This is a genomic window from Caulobacter sp. D5 (genome assembly GCF_003185805.1).
GTDB lineage: Bacteria > Pseudomonadota > Alphaproteobacteria > Caulobacterales > Caulobacteraceae > Caulobacter.
This window is the reverse complement of the sequence record NZ_QHJY01000258.1, coordinates 1-14,442: the sequence shown is the minus strand read 5'-3', so window position 1 is coordinate 14,442 and position 14,442 is coordinate 1. Positions and strand designations below refer to the sequence as shown.

Sequence of the window (14,442 nt, the reverse complement as noted above, 5' to 3'; positions counted from 1 at the left end):
TCCTGCGCGCCGCTGCCGTCGGCCCCGGTCGCCGTCAGCCTGTCCTGGACCCGCCGCGCGCCTGACTTCGCGAGCTTGCAGCGGCTCTGCGCCGGCGCCCAGGTGGTGGTGCTGCGCGGACCCCGCCCCGCTGTCCTGCCGGCTGCCTGTCATGACGCCGTCGTGCTGGCGGGCGAGGATTTCGCGGCCGGCGGGTCGGCCGAGCTCTGGCGTCGCCGCGACGGCTGGTGGATCGTCTGGGCCCAGCCCCTGCGCGGCGCGCGACCCTGGGTGGCGACTGCTGACAGGAATGCGCAAGAACCGGGCGGATAGTCGCGGCCGGCCGCCGTAAGGACTCGCGCCCCGTACTGAAGGAAGACCCGATGACCGACGCCGCTGAGTTCACCGCCAAGTTCGCTGCCCGCCGCGCCGCCTTCCGCGCCCTGCACGCCGATGGCTTCTTCGCCCTGCCCAATCCGTGGGACGCCGGTGGCGCGGTCCGGCTCCAGAAGCTCGGCTTCAAGGCCCTGGCCTCGACCAGCGCCGGCATGGCCTGGTCCTGGGGCCGCGCCGACGGCGAGGTCAGCGTCGACGAGGTGCTGGAGCATCTGCGCGGGCTGGTCGCGGCCACCGACCTGCCGGTCAACGCAGACTTCGAGGCCGGTTTCGCCGACACCTCCCAAGGCGTCGCCGCCAATGTCGCCCGCGCGGTCGAGACCGGGGTCGCCGGCCTGTCGGTCGAGGACCGCACCGGCAAGGACCTCTACGACCTGCCAGACGCCGTCGCCCGCATCGCCGCCGCCCGCGCCGCCATCGACGCCTCGGGCCAGGACGTGATCCTGGTCGGCCGCACCGAGGGCTTCCTGATCGGCCGCGACGACCTCGCTCCGACCATCGAGCGCCTCAAGGCCTACGCCGAGGCCGGCGCCGACTGCCTCTATGCGCCGGGCGTGACCAAGTACGACGACATCGCCGCCATCGTCGCGGCCGTGGCGCCCAAGCCGGTCAACGTGCTGCTGTGGGGGCCGGACATGAAGCTCGCCGACCTGCCGGGCCTGGGCGTGCGTCGCGCCAGCACCGGCGCGGCCCTGGCCGCGGCCGCCTGGGCCGGCTTCGATGCGGCGGCCAAGGACCTGGCGGAAGGGGCTGGGCTCTAGGTCAGCTCGCCCAGGCTACACGGGTATAGGTCAGGAACAGGCCGCCGTCGTCGTCCGGCGGCCGATAGGCGCCCAGGGCGCCCGTGACGCGGGCCATGACGGCGGTCAGTTCCCAACCCAGGGTGTTGAGGTCGTCGTCGTCGACATAGTCGTGGGTCAGTTCGCAGACGCCGTGCTCCTCGCCGAAGGCGCGGACGCGTTCGGCCTCGGCCGTCACGCCCTCCGGCCAGTGGCTGTTGGCCCACGACCACAGCCAGTTGCCGGCCTTGAGGCTGGTGGTGCCGGCGACCTGGATCTCGGCGACCACCTTGGCGACGCCGTTCTCCGAGAAGGTCAGGGTTCCCGCATCGACGTCGTAGTCGAAGCGCGGCCAGTCCCCGAGCCTGAATTCAGCCCGCAGCCGCGCGTTCTTTTCCTGAAGCTCGTGGACGGCCTCATGTCGCCAGTCGGGATACCAGTCCGGGTGGTCCATGCAGCCTTCGCGGTCGTGCTTGCGGGTGGCGCAGGCTGTCAGCTTGGCCTTGGAGGCGCAAGCCGGCCAGGCCGACGCCCTACAGGTCCAGCGACCAGGTCTGGTCCACCAGCTCGTGGCCGAACTGGCGGCCGGGCGCCTCGTGGGTCAGGGTGAAGCCAGCCTGCTCGTAGAGCCGGCGCGCGGCAGTCAGGACGCTGACGGTCCAGAGGTCCAGCCGCGCATAGCCCAGGGCCCGGGCGCGCGCGACGCAGGTCTCGACCAGCCGCCGGCCGACGCCCAGGCCGCGCGCCTGCGCCTCCACATAGAGCAGGCGCAGCTTGGCCACGCCGGGTGCATCGCCGCGCACCAGGAAGATCGAGCCGACCATCCGGCCGCCGGCCTGCGCAATCCAGGCGTCGTCCCGGGCGGGATCGAAGTTGCGGTGGAAGTCGGCCAGGATGCCGGCCACCAGCGCCTCGTAGTCGCCGTTCCAGCCGTATTCGCTCGCATAGAGCATCGCCTGGCGAGAGGCGACCAGGCCCAGGTCGCCGGGGCGCAGAGGCCGCAGCACGACCTCGGGCGCGCCGCCCTCGAACACCTCGTTGATGGCGCCGGCCGCCTCGAGCAGGCGCGCCCGCTGCAGCGGATGCAGCCCCTCGATCAGGGCGCCGACGCTGGCGCGGGTGTTGTTCTCTAGGGCGGCGAAGGTCGCGCGGCCCTCGTCGGTGAGGGTCAGCAGCTGGTGGCGGCCGTGCGCCGGGTTCTCGCGCGCCGTGACCAGGCCCCGCTCGGAGAAGCGCTTGATCGTGCGGCTGACCTGGGCCGGATCCAGGCGCAGGGCGCGGGCGATCTCGGCGGCCATCGGGTCGGTCCGGTTGGCCAGCTCGTAGAGAACCCGCGCCTCGCTCAGCGTGAACGGGCTGCCGTCATAGCTGGCGTCCAGCAGGCCCAGGCGGCTGGTGTAGACGCGGTTGAAGGCGCGCAGGGTGGCGACGTCGGTGTCGTGGCGATCGGTCATGCTGCCTCCAATGTTGATTGCGTCAATATTGGAGATTTATTGACTGAGTCAACACTGGCCTAGGTGGCGCCATCGCCGCTTCCCCGAAACGGAAAAGGGCGCGACCTTGCGATCGCGCCCTCGAACCGTCGTGCCGGCCCAGGCCGTCAGTGATAGCGGCGGATCAGGCCCACCAGCTTGCCCTGCACCTCGACCTGGTCGGGGCCGAAGATGCGGGTTTCGTACTTGGGGTTGGCTGCTTCCAGGGCGATCGAGCCGCCCTTCTTGCGCAGGCGCTTCAGCGTGGCTTCCTCGCCGACCAGGGCCACGACGATCTCGCCGCTGTTGGCCGTGTCGCCCTTCTTGATGATCACATAGTCGCCGTCCAGGATGCCGGCCTCGATCATCGAGTCGCCCTGCACCTCGAGAACGTAGTGCTCGCCGCCTCCCAGCATGCTCTCGGGCACCGGCAGGCGGTCGCGTTCGTGCTGGATGGCGTCGATCGGCGTGCCGGCGGCGATGCGGCCCAGGATCGGCAGCTCGCGGCTGTCATTGGCGACCGGCAGGGTCGGGGCGGGCGCCGAAGGGGCGGGACCGCCGCCTTCCAGCACCTGCGGACGGAACGCGCCGCGGCCCTTGGGCGGAGCGGCCGTCGTGGCCTGCTGCGGCAGCTTCACCACCTCCAGCGCCCGGGCCCGGTGGGCCAGGCGGCGGATGAAGCCGCGCTCTTCCAGGGCGGTGATCAGCCGGTGGATGCCCGACTTCGACGCCAGGTCCAGGGCCTCCTTCATCTCGTCGAAGGAGGGGGAGACGCCGGTCTCCTTGATCCGTTCGTGGATGAACATCAGCAGCTCGTGCTGCTTGCGGGTGAGCATGACGGCCTCGCAAGTCGTCGCGGAACAAACCGCAAACCTTGCGAATGTTCTCTAGGTGTTCTTGGTTAAGGTCAAGTGAATTACGGCGACCGACGTTCTGCCAATTCGCTTGCAGCGCTCATGTCAGGACCCGGGTCCTAAATGACTGATTTTACGTCGGATAAGTCCGCCGTTCTCAGTCGGCCGTGCTGGGCCGCGAAGGCGAACCGAGCCGCGATTTTCCGTAGACGGTGCGATCGCGCCGCGCCCGAAGCTCCGAGAATATCGCCGCCGAGACGGCGATTCCCGGACCCCAACCGCCGATTCACAGCCGCTGGAACGACCGATTCCATCGCGGGCCGGCGCCGCTTTCCCACGAGAACACCACCATCTCGGCGCGGCCGACCAGGTTCTCGAACGGCACGAAGCCCATGCCGATCTGAGCGGGCAGGCGGGCGTCCACCGCCGGGTTCCAGGCGCAGCGGGCCTGGCCGGCGGGGATCGGGCCCGGGTCGAAGCGGCTGTCGAGCGAGTTGTCGCGATTGTCGCCCATCATGAAGTAGCAGCCCTCGGGCACGCGATAGACCGCCGTGTTGCCGGCCGCCGTACGCGGGCCGTAGCTGTTGGCCAGATGGGTCTTGCCGCCCGGGAGGGTCTCGACGAAGCGCTCGGCCGGCAGCACCCCGAACGGGGTGTCCTCCATCCGCGTCCCCAGCGGCTGTTGCTCGACCGGCGCACCGTTGATGCGCAGCACCCCGTCCACCACCTGCAGTTCGTCGCCGGGCAGGCCGACCAGGCGCTTGATGACGTCGGTGCGGCCATCGCCCGGCTTCTTGAACACCACCACGTCGCCGCGCTGGGGCTCGCGCCCCATCAGGCGGCCGTGGCCGATCTGCGGGCTGAACGGCGCCGAATGGCGGCTCCAGCCATAGGCGAACTTGTTCACGAGGATGCGGTCGCCGACCAGCAGGGTCGGCTCCATCGAGCCCGACGGGATCACGAACGGCTGGCACAGCACGGTGCGCGGCACGAGCACGATGGCCGCCGTCAGCGCCAGGGTCCTGGCCCAGTCGATCAGGTGCGCGCCCAGTTTCGAGCCCAGTTTCGAGCGAAGCGACGTCTTGCCGGCGGTCATGCGAAAAGCCCCTCGATCGGTGTTCAGGGGTGATGATCCGCGACAGCTTGGCCGAAACGTGGCCGAGCGGCGTTATGTGAGTGCGGGGCCGTGATCTCTGATCTGCGCTCTCAATTCCGAGCATCCCCGCGAAGGCGGGGATCCAAGCTGAGGCGGCGGGCCAATCGACGAGCGCGCCCCAGCATGAGAGTCTGCTTGGATCCCCGCCTTCGCGGGGAAGAACGGATCTACTAGTCTCTGACGGCCCTAGCCGATCAGCTCGCGCGTCGCGGCCGTGACGTCGGCCTGGCGCATCAGGCTTTCACCGACCAGCATGGCGGTGGCCCCGCACGCCTCCATCCGCACCACGTCGGCATGAGTGAAGAGGCCGCTTTCGGTGACCAGCAGCGAGCCGGCCGGGGCCAGCTTGGCCAGGCGCTCGGTGACGGCCAGGTCGACGACGAAGCTCTTGAGGTCGCGGTTGTTGACCCCGAACAGCGTCGCGCCCAGCTTGCCGGCGCGCTCGGTCTCGGCCTCGTCGTGCACCTCGACCAGGGCGTCCATGCCCAGGCGCGCGGCCTCGGCCATCAACTCGCCCGCCAGGGCGTCGTCGATCATCGCCAGGATCACCAGTATGGCGTCGGCGCCCAGGGCGCGGCTTTCGGCCACCTGCCAGGGATCGACCAGGAAATCCTTGCGGATGCAGGGCAGGGCGGTCGCCGCCCGGGCGGCCACCAGGTACTCGTCAGCGCCCTGGAAGCTCGGGCCGTCCGTAAGCACGGAAAGGCAGGCCGCGCCGCCGTCCTCATAGGCCTTCGCCAGCACCGGCGGATCGAAGTCGGCGCGGATCAGGCCCTTGGACGGCGAGGCCTTCTTGATCTCGGCGATCAGCGACAGCTTGCCTGGCGCGTGCTTGGCCTCCAGCGCCGCCTTGAAGCCGCGCGGCGCCGAAGCGGTCTTGGCGGCGGCCTCGACCTGGCCTTGCGAGCGCACGGTCTTCCGACCGGCGACGTCCTCGCGCTTGTAGTCGGCGATCTTGGCGAGAATGTCGGTCATGCGGTCACAGGTTCGGCGTTGGTGGCGGCCACGAGGCCGGCGAGGGCGGCCTTGGCGCGGCCGTCGTCGAGCACGGCCCCGGCCAGCTCCACGCCTTCGCGCAGGGTCTCGACCTTGTCGGCCACCAGGAAGGCGGCGGCGGCGTTGAGCAGCACGATGTCGCGATAGGCGCCGGTCTCGCCGTCGAGCAGGCGGGTCAGGGCCGCGGCGTTGAAAGCGGGGTCCCCGCCGGTGATTTCGGCCAGCGAGGCGCGCTGCAGGCCCACGGCCTCGGGCGTGATGGTGAAGAGGCGGATCGCCCCCTCGCGCCATTCGGCCACCTCGGTCTCGCCGGTGATGGTCAGCTCGTCCATGCCGCCACCGTGCACCGACCAGGCGCGCTCGGCGCCCAGGGCTCCCAGGGCGCGGGCGATCGGTTCGACGAAGCGCGGGGCCGAGACGCCCACCACCTGCCGCTTGGCGCCGGCCGGATTGGTCAGCGGGCCCAGCAGGTTGAAGATCGTGCGGAAGCCCAGCTGCTGACGGATCGGGGCTACGTGCTTCATCGCCCCGTGGTGCGACTGGGCGAACAGGAAGCAGATGCCGGCGCTGTCCAGCGCGGCGCGCTGCTGGGTCAGCGTGGCGTCGATATTGACGCCCAGGGCCGCCAGAACGTCGGCGGTGCCCGACTTGCTCGTCACCGCGCGGTTGCCGTGCTTGGCCACCTTGAGGCCGCCGCCAGCGGCGACGAAGCCCACGGCGGTGGAGATGTTCAGGGTGTGCAGGCCGTCGCCGCCGGTGCCGCAGACGTCGACCACGTCATAGGGGTGTTCCAGGTGCACGGCGGCGCGGCGCATGGCGCGGGCGCAGGCGGCGATCTCGCCCACGGTCTCGCCGCGCAGCCGCATGGCGGTCACCGCCGCGGCCACCTGGGCCGGGGTCGGCTCGCCGCGCAGGCAGGCGCTGAAGAAGACCTCGGCGTCGTCTTCCGAAAGGGTCTGGCCGTCGGCCAGCTTGGCCAGCAGGGGCTTGAAGGCGTCGGACATCTGTTTCGCCCCGTCCTAGACCCAGATCTGGGCGTCGCGGCGCACGCCGGCCAGGTCGAGGAAGTTGGCCAGCAGCTGGTGGCCGCCCTCGGTGGCGATGGATTCGGGGTGGAACTGCACGCCGTGCACCGGGCGGGTGCGGTGCTGCACGCCCATGATCTCGCCGTCGGCGGTCCAGGCGGTGACCTCCAGCTCGGCCGGCAGGTCTTCGCGGCGCACGGCCAGGCTGTGATAGCGGGTGGCGGTGAACGGGTCGGGCAGGTCCTTGAAGATGCCCTTGTTGGCGTGGCGGATCGGGCTGGTCTTGCCGTGCATGACCTCCTTGGCCCGCACCACTTCGCCGCCATACGCTTGCCCAATGGCCTGGTGGCCCAGGCAGACGCCCAGGATCGCCAGATCGTCGGGCGCGCCGCGCAGCAGCGGCAGGCAGATGCCGGCCTGGTCGGGGGCCTTGGGCCCCGGCGACAGCAGAACCGCCTGCGGCTTCAGGCCCAGGGCCTCCTGCACCGTCAGGTCGTCGTTGCGATGGACGACGGTCTCGGCCCCCAGCTCGTTCAGGTAATGCACGAGGTTGTAGGTGAAGCTGTCGTAGTTATCGATGACCAGGATCATGACGCCGCCTTTCAGGCCTCGCTTCTAGTCCGGGCAGGGGCGGCGCGTCATCCCTTTACGGAGAGAGTTTTTCTGTTTCGGGGCCCAGCGGCGAACAGCCGCGCCGCCGGGCCGTTGCCACCGGGGCGCGATCGGGCATGATTTCCCGCATGTCCGTCGCTGATTCCGCCCTCGACACCGCCGCCCTGTCCTACGCCCGCGCCCTGCTGCGCGCGCCGCGTCGGCGTCAGCGGATCATGCCGGTCCTGATGGCCGCCGCCTTCGCGGCCAGCGCCGCCGTCAGCTTCGCGGCCGTGATGGTCCTGGCGCCGCCGGCCGTCACCCAGCACCTGCCCAAGGAGCGCCTGGGCGACTAAAGGCCTCGGCTGCTCAAAATGGGTTCCCAAGGTTGTGAATCCAGCTTGATCTACCGAAGCGATGCTCTCACCCTCCCGCATCTTTGGGATGCACGGGGGTGCACATGCGACAACTCGGACTCTTGGGCGGAGCGGCGCTGGCCCTCGCCCTGCCGGCCGGAACGGCCCTGGCCCGCCAGGCGCCTCCGGTCTCCGATCCGCCGATCCTCACCATGGTCGCGCCAGGCGAAGCCCCGCCCGAATCGCCGCTGAAGCTGTTCGGCGCCGTGCCGGCCCCGCCGCCGAAGGGCGACGAGGTCGAGGCCAATCTCGACATCGTCTTGCTGAAGGCCAAGATCTGGAACCCCAACAGCGGCAAGCCGATCGGCAAGGACAAGTACGAGGGCGCCTTCGACGACGTCGAGCTGCGGGCCTACCAGGACCGCCTGCATCCGTCGCAGCCCGGCCGGCCCTACGTCGCGCCGGCCCTGGTGTCGCGTCCGGGCCAGACGGTGCGGGTCAAGATCCGCAACCTGCTGCCGGCCGAAGCCAACTGTCCCGGCCACCCCGAGGACATCAACGAGCCGCACTGCTTCAACACCACCAACCTGCACAGCCACGGCCTGTGGGTCAGCCCCGCGGGGATCAGCGACAACGTCCTGCGCCAGCTGCCGCCCAATCCGACCTTCACCTACGAGTACGAATACAACATCCCCGGCGACCACCCGGCCGGCACCTTCTGGTACCATCCGCACGTCCACGGCTCGACGGCGATCCAGGTTTCCAGCGGCCTGGTCGGCGCGCTGGTGATCAAGGGCGACCGGCTGCCGCGCGTGGTCGAGGCCGGCGGCGACCTGCCGGCCCGCAAGGTGGTTCCGGGCGACATCGACGTGCTGCTGGCCAAGTCGCCGGACCACGTCTTCGTGCTGCAGCAGATCCAGTACGCCTGCCGTGACGCCGAGGGCAAACCCAAGGCCCGGATCATCGCCGGGACCTCGCGCAAGAACTGGTACTGCGACGCCGGCGAGACCGGCGTGCTCGACAGCTACGACATCATCGGCGGCGGCAACTGGTCCAATTCCGGCCGCTTCACCACCGTCAACGGCGCCACGCTGGAGACCCTGAACCAGAAGGCCGTGGCCGGCGCGCCCGAGCGCTGGCGGTTCATCCACGGCGGGGTGTCCGACACGGTCAAGATCTCGATCCGCAAGCGCATCGGAACCAGCCCGCTGGCCGCCCTGGCCAAGGTCGGCCCGCTGGGCCAGGACGCCCTGATCGCCAAGGAATGCGCGCCCTCCAGCGAGGCGGTGTCGCAGTTCGAGATCGCCGCCGACGGCCTGACCCGCCAGAAGGTGCTGGAGCGCAAGTCCACGGTCATGCAGCCCGGCTATCGCAGCGACCTGCTGGTGGCCTTCGCCGAGCCCGGCTCCTACTGCGTCATCGACGAGCTGGTGAACGTCCAGCAGTCGGGCGTCGAGGGCAGCGCCGAGCGTCGCCAGCTGCTGTTCGTGGTCGAGGTCGCGCCCGGCGCCGGCCCGGTCGCGCCGCCGGCCGACCAGGTCAAGACGCTGCTGGTCAACGCCGCCAGCAACCTGCCGATCACCGACGCGACGCTGAAGGAGCAGGTCGTCGCCGACCTGCGCCGCGACCTGACCCTGGCGTCGTTCTCGCCGCACCCGACCCTGCTGGCCGACAAGATCGACAACGAGCAGACCCTGGTCTTCTCGCTGTCGGCGCCGCCGTCCAAGCCGGGCGGCAAGTCGGGCCCGGGCATCGGCCGCACCGACGCCGACGTCAAGCGCTTCGATCCCAACGACTTCTCGCGCACCCTGGTGCTGGGCGACACCGACCGCTGGACGCTGTCGGTCAAGACGGGCGACCCCAAGGTCGGCCACCCGTTCCACATCCACGTCAATCCGTTCGAGCTGGAATCGGCCACCAAGGACGGCGTCGACCTGACCAAGGATCCGAACTCGGAATATTTCGGCCTGACGGGCGTCTTCAAGGACACCCTGTTCGTCGAGCCGGGCGTCGTGGTGAAGGTGCGCAGCCACTACGCCCGCTACATCGGCGACTTCGTCCTGCACTGCCACATCCTCAACCACGAGGACAAAGGCATGATGGAGATGGTCCGCGTGGCCGATCGCGGTCCCGACGGCAAGCCGATCGCCCTGGGCCATGGCCTCACCGACGTCGCCGGGCCGGAAGGCGCGGCCCGTCCGCCGGGCCATATGGACCACTGACGAAAAAAGGGGGCGACCCTGCGGCCGCCCCCTTCATTCGTTCGATGTCCGAAGTCCGTCAGGCCCCTCGGGGACGTCAGGCGAAGCGCCAGGCTTCCTCGGCGGCGCGCTTGAGGGCGCGGGACTTGTGCAGGGTCTCGTCGTACTCGGCGTCGGCGTCGCTGTCGGCGACCACGCCGCCGCCGGCCTGGACGTACATCATGCCGTCCTTGACCAGGGCCGTGCGCAGCACGATGCAGGTGTCCACCGAGCCGTCGGCGCCGATATAGCCCACCGCGCCGGCGTAGCCGATGCCGCGCTTCTCGACTTCCAGCTCGTCGATGATCTCCATCGCCCGCACCTTGGGCGCGCCCGACAGCGTGCCGGCGGGCAGGGCGGCCATCAGCACGTCGACCGGATCGACATTCTGCGGCGCATCGCCCTCGACGTTCGAGACGATGTGCATCACGTGGCTGTAGCGCTCGATCGTGAAGCTGTCGGTGACGCGCACATTGGCGTGCTTGGCCTTGGAGCCGCCGTTGCTGCCGGCCTGGCCCAGCATGGCCACGCGGCCCACGTCGTTGCGGCCCAGGTCCAGCAGCATCAGGTGCTCGGACCGCTCCTTGGGATCGGCCAGCAGTTCCTTCTCCAGCGCCAGATCCTCTTCCGGCGTCGCGCCGCGCGGACGGGTGCCGGCGATCGGGCGGATGGTGATCTTGCCGTCGCGCAGGCGGACCAGGATCTCGGGGCTGGAACCCACCAGGTTGAAGCCGTCCAGGTCCAGGAAAAACAGGAACGGCGACGGGTTGGTTCGGCGCAGCGAGCGGTAGAGGGCGAAGGCGTCCAGGCCGAAGGGGGCGCGGAACCGGTGGCTGGGCACCACCTGGAAGATGTCGCCGGCCCGGATGTACTCCTTGGCCTTCTCGACCACCTCGCGATAGTCCTCGCGGCTGACCGGGGTGGTGAACTCCATCGGACCCTGAGGCACGCGCGGGGCGTCGTGGGCCAGCGGACGGCGAAGGTCCGCCATCACCGTCTCGATGCGCTCGCGGGCCGCCGCATAGGCGTCCTTGGCCGACACGCCGGGCGTCGGGCGCGCGGTCGTGGTCAGCACGATCTCCTGGGCGATGGCGTCGAACACGGCCACGATCGAGGGCCGGGTCATGATGCCGTCGGGCAGGCCCAGGGCGTCGGGATTGATGTCCGGCAGCTTCTCGACCAGGCGCACGGTGTCGTAGCCCAGCGCGCCGAAGATCCCCGCCGCCATCGGCGGCAGGCCGGCCGGCAACTCCATCTTCGACTGGGCGATCAGGTCGCGCAGGCTGTCCAGCGCGCCGCCTTCCAGCGGCGTGAAGCGGCCGGCGGCGATGTCGCCGTCGCGGGCGATCTCGGCCTGGTCGCCGCGGCAGCGCCACACGACGTCCGGCTTCATCGCCACGATCGAATAGCGGCCGCGCCAGGCGCCGCCCTCGACGCTCTCGAACAGAAAGGCGTAGGGCCGGCCGTGGCCGATCTTCAGATAGGCCGAGACCGGGGTCTCCAGGTCGTCGATCAGCCGCGTCCAGACCAGCTGCGGGAGGCCGGCGTCGTAGCCGGCCGCGAAGGCGTCGAAGCCCGGCTCGAGGCTCATTGAGCCGCGCCCGGCTTCGTGGCCGTGTCCTTGCCGCTCTTGGCCAGGGCGTCGGTGTCGACGCCGAGGGCCTGGCGGGCCAGGGTCAGGTTGGTCTTCGGCTTCAGCTTGGCCATGGCGGCCACGCGGCTGGCCTGACCGACGTCGCGCATGTAGGCCATGCTGGTCTGCGGGCGCAGGGTCTCGGTGGCGCGGGCGATCTCGGCGGCCTCGCCGGTGTGCACGCCCTCGATGCGGCCGACCACATAGGTCAGCTGCGGCGCGTTCGGCGCGGCCGGGGCGCGGGCGGTGAACACCTCGCCCGGCTTGGCGTTGAAGGCGCCGATCAGCAGGTCGCGGCCCAGGGCCTGGTACTGGCGGGCGTTCTCGCGCGACAGGCCGGCCACCTTCTGCACCTTCGAGCCGGCGGCGGCGGCGACGCTGTCCAGCGACTCGCCCTTGCGGACGCGCGCGGCCAGTTCGTCGGCCTTGGCCTTCAGGCGCTTGGACAGCTCCTGCAGCATCCACTGGTTGGCCAGCGGGCCCTTGATCTCGGCTAGCGGGGGCAGGGCGGCGGGGATGACCTTCTCGACGCGGACGGCGAAGTACTCGCCCTTCTCGGCCTCGATCAGGTCGCTCTCGCCGCCGGTCGGCAGGGCGAAGGCGGTCTTCAGCACGTCCGGGGTCAGGCCCGGGAAGGGCTGGCCGGCCAGGTCCGTGCCCTGGGCGGTGATCGGCGCGCTGGTGACGACCACGGCGCCGGCCTTGGCGGCCGCGGCGGGGATGGCCGCGCCGGCGTCGCGGGCGTCCTGATAGGTCTGGGTCTGCTCATAGGCCTTGGCCTGGGCGTTCTGGACGCGCAGGTCGGCCTCGATCTTCGGGCGGGCGGCTTCCAGCGAAGCGGCCTTGGCCGGGGTGATCTTGGTCAGCTTGATCACCGACTGGCCCAGCTCGCCGGCGATCGGCGGGCTGACCTGGCCCTCGGCCAGCGAGAAGGCGGCGTCGGCGACCTTGCGGTCGGGCAGGGCGGTCTTGGGCTTGTCGGCGATGACCACCGGGGTCTTGCCGTAGGCCTTGGCGACTGCGGCCGGGTCCTCGCCCTTGCGCAGGCGCTCGGCGATGGCGGCGGCGGCCTTGGCGTCCGGGGCGACGATCTGGATCAGCGAGCGGGTTTCCGGCGCGGCCAGGGTGTCCTTGCGGAAGTCGAAGGTCTTCTGAACCTCGGCCGGGTCGACGGTCACGGTCGGCTCCAGGGCCTTGGCGCTGAAGCGCACGATCGCCAGCTGGCGCGTCTCGGGACGCGTCAGGGCGGCGGCGTTTTCCTTCATGAAGGCCTGCAGCTGGGCGTCGGTCGGCGCGGCCGGCTGGGGCACGCTGGCCGGGTTGACGGCGAAGGCGGCCAGGTCGCGGCTTTCCAGGCCGTAGACGGCCTGCAGGGCCGAATAGATGCGCGGGGTGCGCAGGCCGTTGGCGACGCTGGCGTAGAACTGCGACTGGGCGATGTCGTCACGCAGCGAGGCCTCGAAGCGGGCCGGGGTCAGGTTGTTTTCGGCCAGCAGGCGCTGGTAGGCGTCCTTGTCGAACTGGCCGGTGATCGGGTTGAACGGGCGCTGGCCGGCCGGCAGCTCGCTCATCTGCTTGTGCAGGGTGGTGGCGATCAGCGTCTCGGACGGGCGCACGCCCATCTTGGCGATCAGCTCGGCCATCGATTCCTGCAGGGCCAGTTCCTGGACCATCTGGCGATCGACGCCGCGCGAGACGGCCTCGTCGGGCGTCAGGCTCTGGCCCTGGCTCTCGAGCTGGCGGCGATAGGTGTCGAAGCGGCTCTTGAAGTCCTCGGGCGTGACCTTGCGCGCGCCGACATCGACCACGTCGGCGGCGGGCGAGCGCTTGAAGACGTCGCTGATGCCGAAGACGGCGAAGCTGACGATCAGCAGGCCGAACAGGACGACCGCGAAGGGCGATTTGGCGAGGGAGCGAAAACCGGCGAGCATGACGTTGGAACTACCTTCTGAGTTTCGCCCGATGTCGTTCGCACGGACGGCCGCCACGGCGACGCACTCGATGCGAGCAAGCGGGTATAGTAGAGGCCAAGGCGAGTGAGCAAGCCGAAGCGGACTTGACTTCCGAAGGGACCACGTCCCCAAAGCCACTCTCATGACCGTTTCTCTGACGACGCCCCGGCCGTTGATCGCCGGAAATTGGAAGATGTTCGGCCTCGAGGCCTCGCTGGACGAGGCCAGGGCCGTGGCCGCGGCGGTCGCCGAGGCTCCTCCGGCCGCCCGAGTCGCCATCTGTCCGCCCGCCACGCTGCTGCACCGCATGGCGCAAACGCTTTCCGGTGAGCCGGTGATCGTCGGCGGCCAGGACTGCCATCCGGCCGCGCAGGGCGCCTACACCGGCGACGTCTCGGCCGCGATGCTGGTCGACGCCGGCGCCCGGCTGGTGATTCTCGGCCACTCCGAGCGGCGCGGCGGCTACGGCGAAACCTGTGAACTGGTCTCGGCCAAGGTCGATGCCGCCCTGGCCGTGGGCCTGGAGCCGATCATCTGCTGCGGCGAGACCCTGGCCCAGCGCGAGGCCGGCGACGCCGAGTCGATCGTCACTGGCCAGATCCGCAATTCGCTGCCGGCCGGTCTTGCCGGCCAGGCCTTCGCGGTCGCCTACGAGCCGGTCTGGGCCATCGGCACGGGCCTGACCCCGACCCCGGCCGACATCACCGCCATCCACAAGGCCATCCGCGCCATCCTGGTCGAGCGCTTCGGCGACCAGGGCGCAAGCGTGCCGATCCTCTACGGCGGCTCGGTGAAGCCCGACAACGCCGCCGAGATCCTGGCCACCGAGGAAGTCGGCGGCGCCCTGGTCGGCGGCGCCTCGCTGAAGGCCGCGGACTTCCTGGCCATCATCCGGGCGGCCTGATTTCGGTTCCAGGTTGAGAGGAAAGGGGGGGGGGCGGCGCACGCCCCTTCCCGTAAAATCCCCGCGAAAGCGGGGACCCAGGCTTTTTCTGAAACGTGTGGCTGCTCAA

The 14,442-nt window shown here is 70.3% G+C and carries 13 protein-coding genes and 1 pseudogene; 5 read left to right on the top strand and 9 right to left on the bottom strand.

The window, feature by feature from the left end; genetic code table 11:
• Together DMC18_RS16915 and DMC18_RS16910 are read left to right on the top strand one after the other, a co-directional pair.
• Positions 1-312, top strand: a pseudogene (locus tag DMC18_RS16915) (competence protein ComEC); the annotation flags it as partial.
• Between the two features lie 50 nt (positions 313-362).
• Positions 363-1,136 carry an isocitrate lyase/phosphoenolpyruvate mutase family protein gene (locus tag DMC18_RS16910; protein WP_110122099.1) on the top strand — a complete coding sequence of 258 codons (774 nt, stop codon included), beginning with the start codon at positions 363-365 and terminating at the stop codon, positions 1,134-1,136.
• Position 1,137: 1 nt separating this feature from the next.
• Here DMC18_RS16910 and DMC18_RS16905 read toward each other — a convergent pair whose 3' ends face one another.
• From DMC18_RS16905 to DMC18_RS16875, 7 genes are all read right to left on the bottom strand, one after another.
• Positions 1,138-1,608 (bottom strand): DUF6882 domain-containing protein, encoded by a 471-nt coding sequence (locus tag DMC18_RS16905; RefSeq protein ID WP_110122098.1) that lies wholly within the window; start codon positions 1,606-1,608, stop codon positions 1,138-1,140.
• A 79-nt stretch (positions 1,609-1,687) separates the two neighbouring features.
• Entirely contained in the window at positions 1,688-2,608 is a 921-nt protein-coding gene (locus tag DMC18_RS16900) for a helix-turn-helix domain-containing GNAT family N-acetyltransferase (RefSeq protein WP_110122097.1), read from the bottom strand.
• A 146-nt stretch (positions 2,609-2,754) separates the two neighbouring features.
• Positions 2,755-3,462, bottom strand: a complete 708-nt coding sequence (lexA, locus tag DMC18_RS16895; RefSeq protein ID WP_110122096.1) for a transcriptional repressor LexA — start codon at positions 3,460-3,462, stop codon at positions 2,755-2,757.
• A 304-nt stretch (positions 3,463-3,766) separates the two neighbouring features.
• Complete coding sequence (gene lepB, locus DMC18_RS16890; protein WP_110122095.1) at positions 3,767-4,576, bottom strand: signal peptidase I; 810 nt, start codon at positions 4,574-4,576, stop codon at positions 3,767-3,769.
• A 246-nt stretch (positions 4,577-4,822) separates the two neighbouring features.
• On the bottom strand, positions 4,823-5,611 hold the full coding sequence (gene trpC, locus DMC18_RS16885) for an indole-3-glycerol phosphate synthase TrpC (protein ID WP_110122094.1): 789 nt from the start codon (positions 5,609-5,611) through the stop codon (positions 4,823-4,825).
• On the bottom strand, positions 5,608-6,636 hold the full coding sequence (trpD, locus tag DMC18_RS16880) for an anthranilate phosphoribosyltransferase (RefSeq protein ID WP_110122093.1): 1,029 nt from the start codon (positions 6,634-6,636) through the stop codon (positions 5,608-5,610). Before trpD ends, trpC begins: the two co-directional genes overlap by 4 nt.
• Positions 6,637-6,651: 15 nt before the next feature.
• On the bottom strand, positions 6,652-7,248 hold the full coding sequence (locus DMC18_RS16875) for an aminodeoxychorismate/anthranilate synthase component II (protein ID WP_110122092.1): 597 nt from the start codon (positions 7,246-7,248) through the stop codon (positions 6,652-6,654).
• A 149-nt stretch (positions 7,249-7,397) separates the two neighbouring features.
• Here DMC18_RS16875 and DMC18_RS26615 point away from each other — a divergent pair, with 149 nt between their 5' ends.
• Both DMC18_RS26615 and DMC18_RS16865 read left to right on the top strand, forming a co-directional pair.
• A complete protein-coding gene (locus DMC18_RS26615; protein WP_199228632.1) occupies positions 7,398-7,604 on the top strand; it encodes a hypothetical protein in 207 nt (68 codons plus the stop codon).
• 104 nt (positions 7,605-7,708) lie between these two features.
• Entirely contained in the window at positions 7,709-9,826 is a 2,118-nt protein-coding gene (locus tag DMC18_RS16865) for a multicopper oxidase family protein (RefSeq protein WP_146218103.1), read from the top strand.
• A gap of 76 nt (positions 9,827-9,902) precedes the next feature.
• Here DMC18_RS16865 and trpE read toward each other — a convergent pair whose 3' ends face one another.
• Together trpE and DMC18_RS16855 are read right to left on the bottom strand one after the other, a co-directional pair.
• Positions 9,903-11,435 (bottom strand): anthranilate synthase component I, encoded by a 1,533-nt coding sequence (gene trpE / locus DMC18_RS16860; RefSeq protein WP_110122090.1) that lies wholly within the window; start codon positions 11,433-11,435, stop codon positions 9,903-9,905.
• Positions 11,432-13,408 carry a peptidylprolyl isomerase gene (locus DMC18_RS16855; RefSeq protein WP_110122089.1) on the bottom strand — a complete coding sequence of 659 codons (1,977 nt, stop codon included), beginning with the start codon at positions 13,406-13,408 and terminating at the stop codon, positions 11,432-11,434. Before DMC18_RS16855 ends, trpE begins: the two co-directional genes overlap by 4 nt.
• A 163-nt stretch (positions 13,409-13,571) precedes the next feature.
• Between DMC18_RS16855 and tpiA the strand changes: the two genes are divergently transcribed.
• Positions 13,572-14,333 (top strand): triose-phosphate isomerase, encoded by a 762-nt coding sequence (tpiA, locus tag DMC18_RS16850; protein WP_110122088.1) that lies wholly within the window; start codon positions 13,572-13,574, stop codon positions 14,331-14,333.
• Positions 14,334-14,442: the final 109 nt, after the last annotated feature.